At 59.8% G+C, this 14191-nt stretch carries 15 protein-coding genes, 1 tRNA gene and 1 pseudogene; 13 read left to right on the top strand and 4 right to left on the bottom strand.

Going from position 1 to position 14191, the window contains the following annotated elements:
- Nucleotides 1–2 precede the first annotated feature (2 nt).
- The 9 genes and pseudogenes from N5A92_RS04810 (at nucleotide 3) to N5A92_RS04770 (ending at nucleotide 6659) form a co-directional block, all read left to right on the top strand.
- Nucleotides 3–1007 carry a DMT family transporter gene (locus tag N5A92_RS04810; protein ID WP_260900731.1) on the top strand — a complete coding sequence of 335 codons (1005 nt, stop codon included), beginning with the start codon at nucleotides 3–5 and terminating at the stop codon, nucleotides 1005–1007.
- Nucleotides 973–1728: a DUF899 domain-containing protein gene (locus tag N5A92_RS04805; RefSeq protein WP_260900730.1), complete on the top strand. Its 756-nt coding sequence runs from the start codon at nucleotides 973–975 to the stop codon at nucleotides 1726–1728. Before N5A92_RS04810 ends, N5A92_RS04805 begins: the two co-directional genes overlap by 35 nt.
- A 123-nt stretch (nucleotides 1729–1851) precedes the next feature.
- A pseudogene (locus N5A92_RS04800) lies at nucleotides 1852–2157 on the top strand (ArsR/SmtB family transcription factor); the annotation flags it as partial.
- Between the two features lie 12 nt (nucleotides 2158–2169).
- Nucleotides 2170–2616, top strand: a complete 447-nt coding sequence (locus N5A92_RS04795) for an SRPBCC family protein (RefSeq protein WP_260901006.1) — start codon at nucleotides 2170–2172, stop codon at nucleotides 2614–2616.
- Nucleotides 2617–2736: 120 nt separating this feature from the next.
- Complete coding sequence (locus tag N5A92_RS04790; RefSeq protein ID WP_260900729.1) at nucleotides 2737–3744, top strand: zinc-dependent alcohol dehydrogenase family protein; 1008 nt, start codon at nucleotides 2737–2739, stop codon at nucleotides 3742–3744.
- Between the two features lie 21 nt (nucleotides 3745–3765).
- On the top strand, nucleotides 3766–4014 hold the full coding sequence (locus N5A92_RS04785) for an SRPBCC domain-containing protein (RefSeq protein ID WP_260900727.1): 249 nt from the start codon (nucleotides 3766–3768) through the stop codon (nucleotides 4012–4014).
- A 38-nt stretch (nucleotides 4015–4052) separates the two neighbouring features.
- A complete protein-coding gene (locus tag N5A92_RS04780) occupies nucleotides 4053–4472 on the top strand; it encodes a GFA family protein (RefSeq protein WP_260900725.1) in 420 nt (139 codons plus the stop codon).
- Nucleotides 4473–4573: 101 nt separating this feature from the next.
- The gene (locus N5A92_RS04775; protein ID WP_260900724.1) at nucleotides 4574–5377 is read left to right on the top strand and encodes a hypothetical protein; all 804 of its coding nucleotides are present in this window, start codon (nucleotides 4574–4576) and stop codon (nucleotides 5375–5377) included.
- A 160-nt stretch (nucleotides 5378–5537) separates the two neighbouring features.
- Nucleotides 5538–6659: a proline racemase family protein gene (locus N5A92_RS04770; RefSeq protein ID WP_260900723.1), complete on the top strand. Its 1122-nt coding sequence runs from the start codon at nucleotides 5538–5540 to the stop codon at nucleotides 6657–6659.
- A gap of 565 nt (nucleotides 6660–7224) precedes the next feature.
- On the opposite strand, the gene N5A92_RS04765 is transcribed toward N5A92_RS04770, so the two are convergent.
- The 3 genes from N5A92_RS04765 to gcvA form a co-directional block, all read right to left on the bottom strand.
- Nucleotides 7225–7386 carry a hypothetical protein gene (locus N5A92_RS04765; RefSeq protein ID WP_260900722.1) on the bottom strand — a complete coding sequence of 54 codons (162 nt, stop codon included), beginning with the start codon at nucleotides 7384–7386 and terminating at the stop codon, nucleotides 7225–7227.
- 163 nt (nucleotides 7387–7549) lie between these two features.
- Nucleotides 7550–8971, bottom strand: a complete 1422-nt coding sequence (locus tag N5A92_RS04760; RefSeq protein ID WP_260900721.1) for an FAD-binding oxidoreductase — start codon at nucleotides 8969–8971, stop codon at nucleotides 7550–7552.
- Nucleotides 8972–9154: 183 nt separating this feature from the next.
- Complete coding sequence (gene gcvA / locus N5A92_RS04755) at nucleotides 9155–10060, bottom strand: transcriptional regulator GcvA (protein ID WP_260900720.1); 906 nt, start codon at nucleotides 10058–10060, stop codon at nucleotides 9155–9157.
- A gap of 507 nt (nucleotides 10061–10567) precedes the next feature.
- Between gcvA and N5A92_RS04750 the strand changes: the two genes are divergently transcribed.
- The 3 genes from N5A92_RS04750 to N5A92_RS04740 all read left to right on the top strand — a co-directional run bounded on the left by N5A92_RS04750 (nucleotide 10568) and on the right by N5A92_RS04740 (nucleotide 12387).
- A complete protein-coding gene (locus N5A92_RS04750; protein WP_313958382.1) occupies nucleotides 10568–10951 on the top strand; it encodes an SRPBCC family protein in 384 nt (127 codons plus the stop codon).
- Between the two features lie 208 nt (nucleotides 10952–11159).
- Complete coding sequence (locus N5A92_RS04745) at nucleotides 11160–11609, top strand: SRPBCC family protein (RefSeq protein ID WP_260900719.1); 450 nt, start codon at nucleotides 11160–11162, stop codon at nucleotides 11607–11609.
- A gap of 85 nt (nucleotides 11610–11694) precedes the next feature.
- Nucleotides 11695–12387, top strand: coding sequence for a class I SAM-dependent methyltransferase (locus N5A92_RS04740; protein ID WP_341850066.1), 693 nt, complete (start codon nucleotides 11695–11697; stop codon nucleotides 12385–12387).
- 677 nt (nucleotides 12388–13064) lie between these two features.
- Here the strand turns inward: N5A92_RS04740 and N5A92_RS04735 are convergent.
- A tRNA-Arg gene (locus N5A92_RS04735) sits at nucleotides 13065–13141 on the bottom strand.
- Between the two features lie 383 nt (nucleotides 13142–13524).
- Here N5A92_RS04735 and N5A92_RS04730 point away from each other — a divergent pair.
- Nucleotides 13525–14085: a hypothetical protein gene (locus tag N5A92_RS04730; RefSeq protein ID WP_260900715.1), complete on the top strand. Its 561-nt coding sequence runs from the start codon at nucleotides 13525–13527 to the stop codon at nucleotides 14083–14085.
- The last annotated feature ends 106 nt before the right edge of the window (nucleotides 14086–14191 follow it).

Below are 14191 nucleotides of genomic sequence, written 5' to 3'. Positions count from 1 at the left end.
GAATGGCATCGGTCGCCACCACAGATCAAACTCGCCCCACGCTCGGCATCGCGCTTATGGCGACCGCTATGCTCACCATCCCGTTGGTGGACGGGATCGCAAAATATCTGAGTGCCGGCTACTCACCACTCTTCATTGCCTGGGCGCGATACGCCGTCGCAAGCGCGATCGTCCTGCCGGTTGCCGCGACTATGCGCGGGCGACACATCTTCCCGGCTGAACGACACACCTCACATGCCCTGCGGACGGTCTTCCTCGTCACCGCGATGACACTCTTCTTTCTGTCAATTGCCACCATTTCGCTGGCCACTGCCGTCAGCGCCTATTTCGTCGGGCCCATCATCGCGGTCGCGCTTGCTGCCGTCGTGCTGAAGGAACGCGTGACACCGGCAAAGATCGCGAGCCTGGTACTTGGCTTCGCGGGGGCTATCATCATTTTGCGCCCAGGAGGCGCCATCGAGCCGGGCATCCTTCTGGCGCTCGGCGCCGGACTGTTCTTCGCACTCTATCTCATCGCCACCCGGCAGGCCTCGAAGGCAAGCGATCCGGTCAAGACGCTGGCGTTTCAGTGCGTCGTCGGAACAGTTCTCCTGACACCACAAGCCGTCCTGACCTGGTCCACGCCGGGGTGGGATGCCCTCGTCTTTTTTGCGGCGCTCGGGGTACTCTCGGCGATCAGCCATTTCCTGTCGATTGCGGCGTTTCGTTTCGCCGATGCCTCGACCCTCTCCCCGCTCGTCTACGTCGAACTGATCGGCTCGGCAGCGGTCGGCTATTTCGTATTCGGCGATGTCCCATATGGCGCGACAATCGTCGGAGCGACACTGATCGTGGTTGCCGGTCTTCTTATCCTCAAGCGCCGCAAGCGCGGCGACCTCTCGGCATTCACCCCCGCTAAGTGTGTATGTGGGTGCGACGATCGCCAAAGCCGCCCCTTTCCACTTTCATTCAGAAACTCGAAAGGAGACGACCATGCCCAACAACAAGGCAGATTTTGCGACCCCTGAAGTCGTTGATCGCGCCACGTTCCAAGCAGAATTGGACGCATTGCGAGTGCGAGAGAAGTCCCACACGAGAGAAGGTGACGCCATTGCGGCCTCTCGCCGACGGCTTCCCATGGTTGCAGTGGACGGATCCACGCCGCTAGTCGGGGAACACGGGACGCTGACGCTGCTGGACGCCTTCGAAGGGCGCCAGATGCTCATTGCCTATTACTACATGTGGCACGAAGGCCGGCCCGCGCCGGAGCAATGTGAAGGCTGTACCTTCTTCACCACTCAGGTTCGCGAGCTTTCCCATTTCCATTCGCGTGACGTTACCTACGCCACCTTCTGCCAGGGCCCATACGAAGAGAGCGTCCGATACCGCGACTTCATGGGCTGGAAGATGCCCTGGTACTCGGCCAAGGAGTCGCTTGACACGCTGCTGGTCGGCCGCCGCATCGGGATGATGCACCTCGTCTGCTACTTGAGGCGCGGCTCCGACGTGTTCGAGACCTATTGGACGACCCGTCGCGGCGTCGAGGCGATGGACAACAGCTATCGTCTGCTCGACCTGACCGTCTATGGGCGGCAGGAGGACTTTGAAGACTCACCCACCGGCTGGCCACAGCACTGGGGCGAAACCAATCATCCGTTTCGTCGCAACGGCCGGCCCATCTCTCAATGGAGTCGCTTGCAGGCGAGCCACCCTGGGCCAGTTCCGGAAGGGTCTGAAAAAACACCCTAAGAGCGTTGGGGCTTCTGAATATTAAAGGAGCCAAATGGGTTTTCATTCCAATAGGCAGGTGTTTGCCTGCTCTTGACATGCAGTCGAATACCTGCATATTGTTGCGTCATGACGGAAAATCCGATGGACGATGACAAGGTATTCAAGGCGTTGGCCGACCCAGGCCGCAGGAGACTGCTCGACCGTCTTTACCAAAGGAACGGGCAGACGCTTGGTGAACTCTGCGACGTCATGGACATGAAGCGTCAGTCGGTGACCCAGCATCTGGGGCTTCTCGAGGAGGCGAACCTCATCAGCACGACACGGCGCGGACGTGAGAAGCTTCATTTTATCAACCCCGTCCCGCTGCATGACGTCTACGAGCGGTGGGTCCGCAAGTTCGAACAGGAGCGCCTCACCCTCTTGCACGACTTGAAACAGGAACTCGAAAGGACCGACAACATGACAGATAAATCAGCAAGTTTTGTATACGTCACCTATATCCGCACGACGCCGGAAAAGGTCTACGAGGCAATCACGTCTCCCGAGATTGCCCGTCGTTATTGGGGCCACGAGAACGTCTCCGAGTGGACACCGGGCGCGAAGTGGGAACACATTCGTGCGAACGAGGAACGGCCTGTCGAGATCGTTGGCGAGGTCATCGAAACCGATCCGCCGCGGCGGTTGGTTATCACCTGGTCTGCAGCATCCAAGGCCGGCGATCCCGACGAAGAGAGTCGCGTCACCTTCGAAATCGAAGAAACTGACGGCGGGATGGTCAAATTGGTTGTGACGCACGACCAGCTTCAGCCCGGCAGCGGCATGGAAAAGGGCATCGGCAAGGGCTGGCCGCTCGTGCTGTCGAGCATGAAGTCCTTCCTCGAAACCGGCCAAGGCATGGATCTCTGAGCCAAATGCCGATCATCCAGAAAAACAGGCTACGCGCCGCAGCATGGCAACAAATACTGAAACAGTGCCGATGGTCGGCCACCTCTTTGATGCCACTCGGCCATTACAAAGGACACGAACATGAGACTTGTCAGGCTCAAGGCACCGGCGGCGCCCGAAAACCTCAAACTGGTTGAGGAAGATCATCCAGAACCAGGGCCGGGCGAGGTGCTGGTCAGAGTACGGGCTTGCTCGTTAAACTTTCATGACGCCATGGTGATGCGTGGCGTCATACCATCCGCTGATGGACGCATTCCGCTGAACGACGGCGCTGGCGAAGTGATTGCGATTGGAGAAGGCGTCGACGCCTTCAATGTCGGCGATGCCGTCGTCAGTACCTTCTTTCCGCTCTGGTCGGGAGGCGAACCCACACCGGCTGTCAAACTGGATATTCCGGGCGAAACCATTGATGGGTACGCCAGCGAAATTGTTTGCAGGCCTGCCCGCTGCTTTACGAAGGCACCGGCCGGCTGCACCTACGTGGAAGCAGCGACGCTTCCTTGCGCAGCGGTTACCGCCTGGTCGGGCTTGGTGACCCATGGCCAGGTGAAACCCGGCGATTCAGTTCTGGTTCTCGGTACGGGCGGCGTCTCCATATTCGCGCTGCAATTCGCAAAAATGGCCGGGGCACGGGTGATTGCCACCTCGTCGTCGGAAGAAAAGCTGGCGAAACTCCGTCAACTCGGTGCTGACGACGTCATCAACTACAAGACAATTCCCGACTGGGGTGGGAAGGTAAAAGAGCTCACGGACGGGCGCGGGGTTGATCACGTGGTCGAGGTCGGTGGACCGGCGACGATAATGCAGTCGATCGAGGCCTGCCGCATGGGCGGTCATATCGCCCTGATTGGTGTCCTTACCGGTTTCGCCGGCGAGGTTTCCATCCCCGCCCTGTTCGCGAACCAAATTCGCGTCAGCGGAATCCAGGTCGGGAACCGCTCGGAGCAGGAGGACATGATCCGTGCAATCGCTGCAAACGAATTGAAGCCTGTCATCGATCGCTGTTTTCCGCTGGAGGACATCGGCGCCGCGCTTGCGCATTACGGATCAGGAAAGCACTTCGGCAAGGTGTGTATCGAGATTGATTGATCCTCCTGTCGCTACAGCCAATTGGGCGATTTTGTCCATAAATCGTTCAGTTGGTCGGGTCCGGCAGCATCCAAGGCCGGCGATCCCAACGAAGAGAGTCGCGTCACCTTCGAGATCGAAGAAACTGACGGCGGGATGGTCAAATTGGTTGTGACGCACGACCAGCTTCAGCCCGGCAGCGGCATGGAAAAGGGCATCGGCAAGGGCTGGCCGCTCGTGCTGTCGAGCATGAAGTCCTTTCTCGAAACCGGCCAGGGCATGGATCTCTGAGCCAAGTGCCAATCATCCAGAAAAAAAGGAGCTACCCAATGAACCAGAGGACCTATACAGGCGGCTGCGCGTGCGGCGCCATCCGTTACGAGGCAACTGGCGAGCCGGTTGCCGAACTTCACTGCCAGTGCCGGCATTGCCAGATGCGTAGCGGCACAGGCCATTCATCCTACGTCGTCTTCGCCGGAGCTGGTGCGGTCACCGTGACTGGCGAGCCGCGGAGTTGGCGCATTGCCGGTGACAGTGGCAACGAGAAGATCCACGCCTTTTGCCAGACCTGCGGCACACCAACCCATGTCACATTTGCTGCGAATCCGGAAATCACGGCAATCCACCCCGGCGGTCTTGACGATCCGACGCGGTTTCACCCAACCCTCATGACCTATGGCAGCCGGGGCCTTGGCTGGGACCGGCACGATCCGGAACTGACCGTCCTGGAGAAAGGGCCACCGGCCTGATCAAGCGGGCCAGAACCAATCCCCCACAGATTGCAATCTCTACCCGGCCTACTCATCGCATTGCCGCCGGTGGTCCGGTACCCTCATTCAAGGATAATCACATGACCAAGACATCAATCCGTTCATCTCATCGCTCGAAACGCGCCCGCAGAGGCCTGGCCCAGCATCTTGCCACTATCGGCACGATCATGCTGACGGCCTGGGCGGCCTCCGCGATCGCTCAGGAGCAACCCACGACACTGGAGCAAATGCCCGCTGAACTCGAGAAACGCTTCGCGCTCAGCGCACTTCCGCCCCAACTGAGGGAAGAGGCGACGATCTACCTCCTCGACCCGGAGAAAGGGTATGAACTGGCCATCGAAGGAACAAGCGGCGTGACCTGCATCGTTCAGAGAACGGTTTGGGAGATGGCCGATTTCCGGGACGATATCTACATCCCGCTTTGCTACGACGCGGCCGGGACATCTACCTACCTGCACGTCATCATGGAAGCGGCGAGGATTCGCGCTGAAGGCATGGGGCCGCAAGAGCTGAAATCGACCATTGCGCGGCGATGGGAAGATGGAACATATCAGGTGCCGGAGCGTGCAGGCATGTCCTATATGGTTGCCCCTGTTCAGCGCACGATCGGGCCGCCGGACCTTGAAGTGATTACGTTATCGCTGCCCCATTTCATGCCTTACGCTCCCGGTGTGTCAAATCAGGACATCGGCGCGCATCCGGACCTGGCTGACCCGGCAAGCCTCCAGAACCCGTTCATCGAGCGACAGGGAATCGATGAGCAAAGCTATTTTATCCACATGGTCGGCGTGGATGAAAAGGCAGACATCCTCAACAGGGAAACAGACCTGGTCAAAGACCTCTGCGCCTATCGCGACGTTTTGTGTTTGGCGGATGCAGACTAACAATAACAGAGCCCGAACCTACCGCGATGATGATTGGCCGACGCCTTGGCCAATCATCCCCGGTTTGACACGGTCTTTCTCCGACTAGGTCCAATCTACATTCAGAATTGAACGAAGCCGCTGACGCGGCATTTGGCCACCCGGCGTTCAAACCCGAGAGATGCCAGTCGGTGTTCTCGCACTGGATTGCCGCAATGATTACGGAACGAGTACAAGCATGGATGAATCCGCAGGACGCCAAATTCTCGATGTCATTGATGCCCATGCCGGTGGCGATGTCGGCCGCGTCGTGATCGGGGGCGTGGGCAATCTGCCAGAAGGCAGCGTAGCTGACCGCGCGCGCTTCCTTCGACACCGCGCCGATGGGCTGCGCCGCCTTCTTATCAACCCGCCCTATGGCAATCCCTCTCAATGCATCAATCTGGTCGTTCCTTCTTCCGATTCTGAAGCGAATGCCGGGCTGATCATCATGGGCACTATGGGCTATCCGGATTTCTCCGGCTCCAATGCCATGTGCACAATCGCAGCCCTGGCCGAGACCGGGCGACTGACGTTCGAAGATGAAGAACGGACCTTTGCGCTGGAGACACCGGGAGGGATTACCAGACTGAATGTAACTCGTCGTTCGGGAGAACTGGAATCTGTTGCCTATGATGCGCTGCCTGGCTTTGTTGCCGTCGAGGAGAATCTTGCCGATGTCGAGGGTTGGGGTTCGGTCCGCTACAGTCTTGTCTATGGAGGCGTCTTCTATGCCGTTGTTGCCGGTGCGGATGTGGGCCTCGATCCGGTGGGAACTCCCGTCCCGGAACTGACACGGTTCTTCAACGCCTTCCTTCCGGTTGCTGCGCGCCAGGAGCTCCACCACCCGGTGCACGGCGCCATGCCGCCGCTTAAACTTGCGTTGCTAGCCGGCAAGACAAACCGAGATGCCTCGAATGGGCAGAGCGTACGTGTCGCAGTCTATATGGATCCAGGCGTCATCTGTCAGGGTCCCACAGGCACGGGGACAACGGCGCTTCTCGCATGGCTGGAGCGCCGGGGTGAGATTGCGTTCGGCTCAACAATCCGCACGATCTCGCCCTTCGATAACGAATTCACCGGCACGCTCACGGAGGCCGTTACCGTCGGTGGGGGCGCCGGTGTCGGATCGTGCATATCCGGCAAGCCGCGCCTATTGGCGCACAGCCGTGTGATTGTCCATTCCGACGATCCGCTCATCCAAGGGGGTGAGCTTGCAGAGATCCTTGTCCGTGAAGACAGCGACCTTGGTACGACGGGGTAGGTCGAAGCTGTTTTCTTCATATGTTTCAGCTGAGTCCCACCCATATGTGCGGGCCGGAAGGTACATGTTTGCATATTGTCCGCCAACTGCCTGAATGTGATGTTCGTTGGATTTTCAGATACTACCTGTCTCGTTGCTCGGCAGCTTGAATAGCCGCCCCGAACTCTTCCGCCCTCATGAAATCGGCACACGCAGCCAGCCCGTGTTGCTGATCAAGGCCGGAAAACTCTAGCGCCTGATGAGGGCGCAATGGGGAGCACACCAATTGCGACGTCGGACTCTACCAAATCTGGCGGAGATCTAGGGGCTCAGGTCAAAAGGTATCGCGCTTTTGGAGGCGATCAATATCCCCCTCGGGCCACAAGCAGCCGCCAATGAAGGTCAGCTACGCGCTAAGAGCCGTCGTTGCAATGTCGCTGGCATACGCCTTCGTTCCTACGATGTCCCTCACTAGATGCGTGATCTTTTTTGGAGGTAGGGCCGTATCGATTATCTTTGGCGACCTTGGGAAACGATGATTCACGTAGATGATCCTAACTTGAGTGCGCCACCGGATGGCGCGTCACTATGGCGATATCAAAACTTTGAGCGGTTCATGCAGCTGCTGGAGAGCGGTACGCTTTGGTTCTCCCGGACCGATCGTTTCAGTGACCGTTTCGAGGTTGCCGTGCCAGCCATGGACCGTCAGGTGGCGGGTGAGAGCATGCTTCGGCTCGTTCGTGAGCATCGGTCCCCGCTCCTCCCGTCACGTCTACCGCGGCTATCAACCAGTCCGACCCGATGTGATTCATGGGCCAGTTGCTCGGCGGCGAAAACCCAAGAGCGAAGTTTTGATTGAGGTCTCGTAATCACGGGAGTGCGCTCTTCCCGTCGCGCTGTCGGAAGGCGCCTCAGCCTCTTCCGATGGACTGGTTGAAGCGAAAGAAGTTTTCGGGGTCGTATTTGCGCTTAACGTCAACCAGTCGCTCGCGGTTGCTGCCATAATAGGCCGTCTCGAAGTCCGCGAGGTCAGGGTCGGGGAAGTTCTGGTAGGCGCGACCCGTACCCCAGGGGCGCGCAAGCTCCCATGAGCGATCCAGCCATTGCTGCGTTGTCTTCCGCTCGTCCGCGCTCGCCTCGGCTGCGACAGCCGCCGTATGCTTCAGGAGGAAAATCTCGTTGCGGTGGACAAATGCCGTCGCCGTCTCATCGACCCGGTTGTAGGCGCCGCCCCAGGGGTTGAAATCCAGCTCTCGGGACTGGCCCTCGATGCGGTCCGTCGTCAGGTGCTCCACCAAGGCCGCGACGGCGTCTTTCGGTATTGTCGTGCGGAAGAATTCTGACTTGTTGTAGGCATGCCCAGCCCCCGTTGGCTCCTTCGCGAACTCGGATTCGCCCAGCGAGGCGAGGTAACGCTTGGCCTCGCGATAGGTCATGGATCGGGCAAACGTCGATGTCGGCTTGACCCCGACGTTGTTCGCCAGTTCGTCCAGAAGGTCCAGCGTTTCCGCCTCGGTACCGAGCATGGCGCCGAAGACCTTGAGCACCGGCGGCCCTGCGGGGTCGCCGCCTGCCGTCAGCACCAGGCTGGCAGCGAGCGCGTCTGGTGCGTTCAGCGACCATTGCTGCCAAGCGAAGACGAGATCGGCTACGCGCGACAGCGGCCAAAAGGTTTGAAAGCCGGTGGCGGAAGGGGGCGCCATCGGGCGGAAGACCAACTCGGTGACGATGCCGAAATTGCGAGCGCCGGCCCCGCGGAGCGCCCAGAACAAATCCGGCTCGCGCCGTTCATCGCAGGTCACGATGCGCCCATCGGCTAGGACCACCTGCGCCGCCACCAGACTATCGCAGGTCAGCCCATAAGTGCGGCCGAGAATACCAAGCCCGCCACCGAGCGTCAGCCCGGCAATGCCCACTGTTGGGCAGGACCCGGCCGGAATGGTGAGACCGTGTTCGAGTAATCTATCGTAGACGTTGTCGAGGCGTGCGCCGGCGCCGATGGTCGCGAGTCCGTCCGATACTGTGACGGCGGACATGAGCGTGACGTCGATCACCATACCCTCGCTTGAGGAATGCCCGGCAAAGCAATGCCCGCCGCTGCGCGGAGCCATTGGAATGGCGTGACGCCTTGCGAAGGCGATGGCGGCGGCGACGTCTTCAAGCGAGTTGCAGAAAACGACGGCCTGCGGCCGCACCGCATCGAAGCGGGCGATCTGCGATTTGCACGTGAGGTCGTAGTCAGGCGATCCGGGACGGACAACTCGACCGGTGATGGTCGCGTCGAGTGCGTCCCAGTCGGGCCCAGCCAACGTGGCGATATCCGCGCGTTCCATGTGTCCTCTTCCGGTTAGCGGGTCATGATCGCCGCCGCGGCACCGGCCATCACGGAAGCGTTGTGGCGGTTGGCCAAGCACATGGCGCGGCCGCTCTGATTGGGGTTGGGATGAAGGCACTCAACAAAACTGCCCTCCGAGAACGCGCGTGGCTAGCCGGCGGTTTGGAGCGCTGGGCTAGGGTCATTCCTCCTCGCGCTTGCGGTCGGCCGCCATTTCCTCCACCAGCCAGTCGCGGAATGCCCGGACCTTTCGCTGGCGCAGCGCGCCGGGCAGGTAGACGATGTAATATTTCGAGGTCGCCAGCATCTTGTGGTGAAAGGGGCGCACAAGCTTGCCTGAAGCGAGATCGTCGGAGATGAGGGCGCTGCGGCCCAGAAGTACGCCTTCCCCATGCACGGCGGCTTCACTGGCATGGGAGCCGGACTCGAAGCTCACTCCCTTGCTGGGATTGACGTCGGTCACCCCGGCGCGCTGAAGCCAGAGTGCCCAGTCGATCGGGAAGCCGTCGTGGATGAGCGTATGGTATTTCAGGTCACTTGGCTGCTTGAGCGGGTGATCGCCTTTTAAGAGTTCCGGGCTGCAGACCGGGAACACCTCGACCTCACTCAGAAACTCCGAGACCACCCCTTCATATTCCCCGCCGCCGTAGCGGATGGCGATGTCGATGCCGTCTCTGACGAAATCGGCCAGGTGCCCCGAGGTTGAAATGCGCACGTCGATGTCCCGATGAGCGCGGTGGAAGCGGTGGAACCTCGGCACCAGCCAGCGACCGGCAAAGGCGTCCGAGGTGCTTATATTGAGAACGCCTGCCGAACGTGGGGCCGTGGCGACAATCGTTGCGGCGCTCATCCGATCGAGAGCTGCGCCGATCTCGGCCGCGTAGGCGGCGCCCGCTGGCGTCAGGCTTACGGATCGCGTGCCTCGTTCGAAAAGCTTTATGCCAAGCCTCTCCTCGATGTTGCGGATGGCGCGGCTGATGGCGCCGTGCGTCAGGTTCAACTCAGCGGCCGCTTTGGTGAAGCTGAGATGACGTGCCGCCGCATCGAATCCGGGCAATGCAGTGAGCGGTGGAAGTACTCGGGCCATAGCTCGCCTGTTAGTTTTGCTCACGCATTGTCGACGAATATTCGTTTGTTGTCCAGCCGGTCGATTGGCAGGGTACTGCTATGGAAACGGGTTTCCGACAGTCACCCGACAAGGGATCAGGAAGGAATACACTGTGAGCATCAATCATGCATTTTCCGACGCCTATGGGGACGTCGGCACTGCGCCACTACGCACGCGAACCTTCGCAATTTCGCTACGCGCGCTGGCAACGGCAGTCGGTTCTCGTTTTGCCGACGTCCAACGCCGTCGCAAACTCCAGGCATTTGCCCGGTACCCCGATCTCCTTCTGGCCGACATGGGCTTCGAGCGTGATTGGAACGGGTCAGGCACCTGGATCGAGAGCCAGCAGGCTGCAGACGCTAATCGCCGCCGATCTCGTCGACGAGTACCGACCGCTGATCAACGGAGATCGACCCGCCGCTCAGGCTGGGCGTTGCCTGAGGCAAGGCCGGCGGGGTCTGAAAAATGAATTTGAAGGAGAGAAAAATGACCAACGAGACAACCAGCTTTGTCCACGTGACCTATGTCCGAACGACACCGGAGAAGGTGTTCGAGGCCATTACGAAACCGGATTTCGCTAGGCGCTATTGGGGCCACGAGAATGTTTCCGATTGGAAACCGGGATCGAACTGGCAACACATCCGCGCCAATGATGAACGCAGCGTCGAAATAGTCGGTGAGGTCATCGAGGGCTCACCGCCGATCCGTCTCGTCACCAGTTGGGCGGGTGCTTCGCGGGCTGACGATCCGGCGGCTTACAGCCGGGTGACCTACGAGATTGAAGAATACGAGGATATGGCGCGGCTGACGGTCACCCATGACGAACTCGTGGCCGGAAGCAGCATGGCGATCGGCATCAGCAAAGGTTAGCCACACGTCCTTTCCAGCCTGAAATCCTACCTGGAAACCGGGAGCGGTCTCGACGTCTTCGCCAAGCCGAAAGGTCATTGACAATCCGCGTCCACCCGGCCGGTCCGACGGGTGGAACGTCACAAGTACGGGCTGAAACCCCGCTGCTCATGGCTCCAGTGGACACCACCGACCCAAACGCGGCGCCAATCCATGAAGGAGACTTACAATGTTCGACATTCTACATCGCGTTGGCATCCACAACGCACCGCCGTCCAGCGTCTATGGCGCGCTCACGTCCATCGACAAACTTTCCAATTGGTGGACGAGCGACACCACGGGGCGCTCCGAGATCGGCAGCGTGATCAAGTTCCGCTTCGGCGAACGCGGCTTCTTCGACATGAAGGTGCTCGAACTTGAGCCGGCGAAACGTGTCGTATGGGAAGTGGCGGATGGGCCGAAGGAGTGGATCGGCACCAAGGTTATCTGGGACCTGTCGCCGGAAGGCGAGGGAACGACCCTTCGCTTCAAGCATCAGGGCTGGCGGGAACCGGTGGACTTCATGAACCATTGCAGCACCAAATGGGCGAGCTTCCTGTTCAGCCTCAAGGCACAGCTCGAAAGCGGCAAGGGCACGCCCTTTCCGGACGATTTCTTGATCAGCATCGATTTCGACTGATGCGGTGCAGGGCAATTTAGGCGCGAGCGGCGCGGCGGAGCCTGGCTGATCAAGCCAGGCTCCGCCTAACGACGGTGAGAGGGATATGCATTCAGATATCGAAGCGCATCTTTTGCATCTTCATCGGCTCGTCGCGCCGATTTCCGGTGCGTTGGCCGTCGATGTCGGCTGCGGCGATGGTTCTTCGACGCGCGCTTTGTCTTCTCGAGGCTGGCGCGCACTCGGGCTGGAGGTCACTTTCCAACTCGTCGAACGCGCCCGCAGCGCAGGGCAGGAGGCCGCCGGCGTCTCCTTTTCGGAAGGGCGAGGCGAATTACTGCCCGCAAGCGCATCCGGCGCGGCCCTCATCACTTTTCTGTTCAGCTTCCACCATGTGCCGGAGGATTTCCGGATCCAGGCAATCGACGAGGCGAAGCGTAGCCTTCTGCCGGACGGTCGGCTCCACATTGTCGATCCCTTGCCTGATGGTCCGATGAGTGAAGTGGTCCTGCCGGTTGAGGACGAGCGAGCGACACGACGGCATGCCCACCAACTGCTTCAAAGTCTGGATGGGAAGGGATGGAAGCTGCTGTCCCGCGAGGAGTACGTAATCGGCCGTGTCGTTCCTGACTTTCAGACGATTGTCGACGACCTCCTGCGCATGAATCCGTCACAGAATGTTCAGGTTTCGGCAATGCGCCCTGAAATGGAGCGCCGTTTCAAGGCTCTAGGTAAGCCGGTGAAGGGCGGAATGCGACTGGACCAGCCCTGCGTGGCCTATCACCTCGAACCGGTCTAAACCGCAAGACGATCCGTACACAAATTCTGCATGGAAAGAACCAGCGCCAAATAATGAAGAGAACTAATATGCGCAAACCGAAATCCGGGATCGAAGATTTCCCTTTGCGGCAAGGTGGCCGCCGCCGATGGCTATAGGGCGTATTTGAGGTGCCGTAACGGTTCGGATTTCATCTCATCTCCGATCTCGATACAGAGGATCTGTCAGGCCACAATGTTCTGGAGGCGCCGCCCCTCGAGCTTCCGGGCTTTGCTCGAGGGCTTGCATGTTGATGAGGCTGGCCACGGCACCCGCTAGGTCACGGCCTCTGCCCGATCGATTGGTTAGATGCCGAGGGTAAGTCGCCAAACGGGGCCTGTTGATGACACCGTGCATTCAACTTGCGCCCATCGCAATGCGGCTTCAAGGGTCGGCCGTCCGGCGACAAGTTATGATGGGCGCGCCCTCCTGATTTGAATCTGCCTGCAGTTGCAACGCGCCATCCAATCCTGTCGGCCAGCGGTCGATCGACGTTGCGTTCTCTGGAACGCAAGGTCGTGCGAGGGGCCGAGAAACATGCCGAGGTAGGCCGCCAATTCGCGCCAATCACAATCCCGACTAATGCCGTGATGTTTTCCGGCGCCGCACGCTGATGCGGCAACCAGCGGCAGCTTAAGTTATTGAGTTTCAATGGAAAATGGCGCACCCATCAGGATTCGAACCTGAGACCTTCGCCTTCGGAGGGCGACGCTCTATCCAGCTGAGCTATGGGTGCTTACCGTGTCGCAACTGCTTACGCAGTGCTTACGTGAGCTTTTCGCGAGTTGAAAGGCAAGAACGAAGACCTCGCAAATCCTTGTTCCTACTACCTCTTTTCGTCTCCTCAAATTCCGCTGGCCCCTTGACATCAGCCTTCGGAGGGCAGCGCTCTATCCAGCTGAGCTACGGGTGCAGGGCTTGATCGGGCCAAAAGCCCGGAAGCGCGCCGCGCCTACATAGCTGAACACGCCCTGCGCATCAACGCCGAAAGCGGTGCCCGCCACGGTGACAGCGCGACGCCTTGCCTCACTTAGACGTGAAAACGCGTGCGGAACTCGGAATCCGGGCCTTTCGTTAACCGTATGCAAGGCGCAATGAACGAAAAGGAAAGGGAGACAAATGCGTATCCATAAGATCATCGCCGCTACCTCGGCGTGGGCCCTGCTAACCGCGGGTGCCAGTTATGCCCAGGGTTTCGAGCCGTTTTTCGACACTGGAATAGACGCGGCGGACGGCTTTGAGCCCAGCGATGTCAACGATTCTCCTACCCCGAACATCGTTCAGGATGACGAATTGGGCGACACGGGTATAACTGCCAGCGCCATGGATCAGCGCTTGGATATGGGCACGACTGCCGCGGTTGAGGCGCCGGACGTCGATACCGGCCTTACAACAGGCGCCGTTGAGCCCACACCGCTGGTGCCGTTCCTCGATACCGGAATAGACGCGGCGGACGGCTTTAAGCCCAGCGATGCCAACGATTCGCCTACACCGGACATCGCTCAGGATGAAGGACTAGGCGATGAAGGCATCACCACCGGCGCCATAACCGGGCCGACGATCGTGAGGCCGCCGCTTCCGGCAGACCCGGATGTTTCGGTGGCACAGGCCGTTCAGCCGAGCGACCAGGGCGACGATCCAGTTCCCGACGTCGCGGACCCGGCGCCGCGGTACTATTGATGTCATTGCGGTGTTACGTCGCTCGTAGGGGTGGAGAACTAACGTGGAAAAGCTCTCTCCTCGCAGGGCTGAGTGCAGGAAGGCCGCTTCGGCAGAGTTCCGGAGC

It is taken from the genome of Chelativorans salis, from assembly GCF_025336525.1.
In the GTDB taxonomy this organism is placed as follows: Bacteria; Pseudomonadota; Alphaproteobacteria; order Rhizobiales; family Rhizobiaceae; genus Chelativorans; species Chelativorans salis.
The sequence above is the reverse complement of the archived record's forward strand: the minus strand, read 5'-3'. Positions and strand labels throughout refer to the sequence as shown.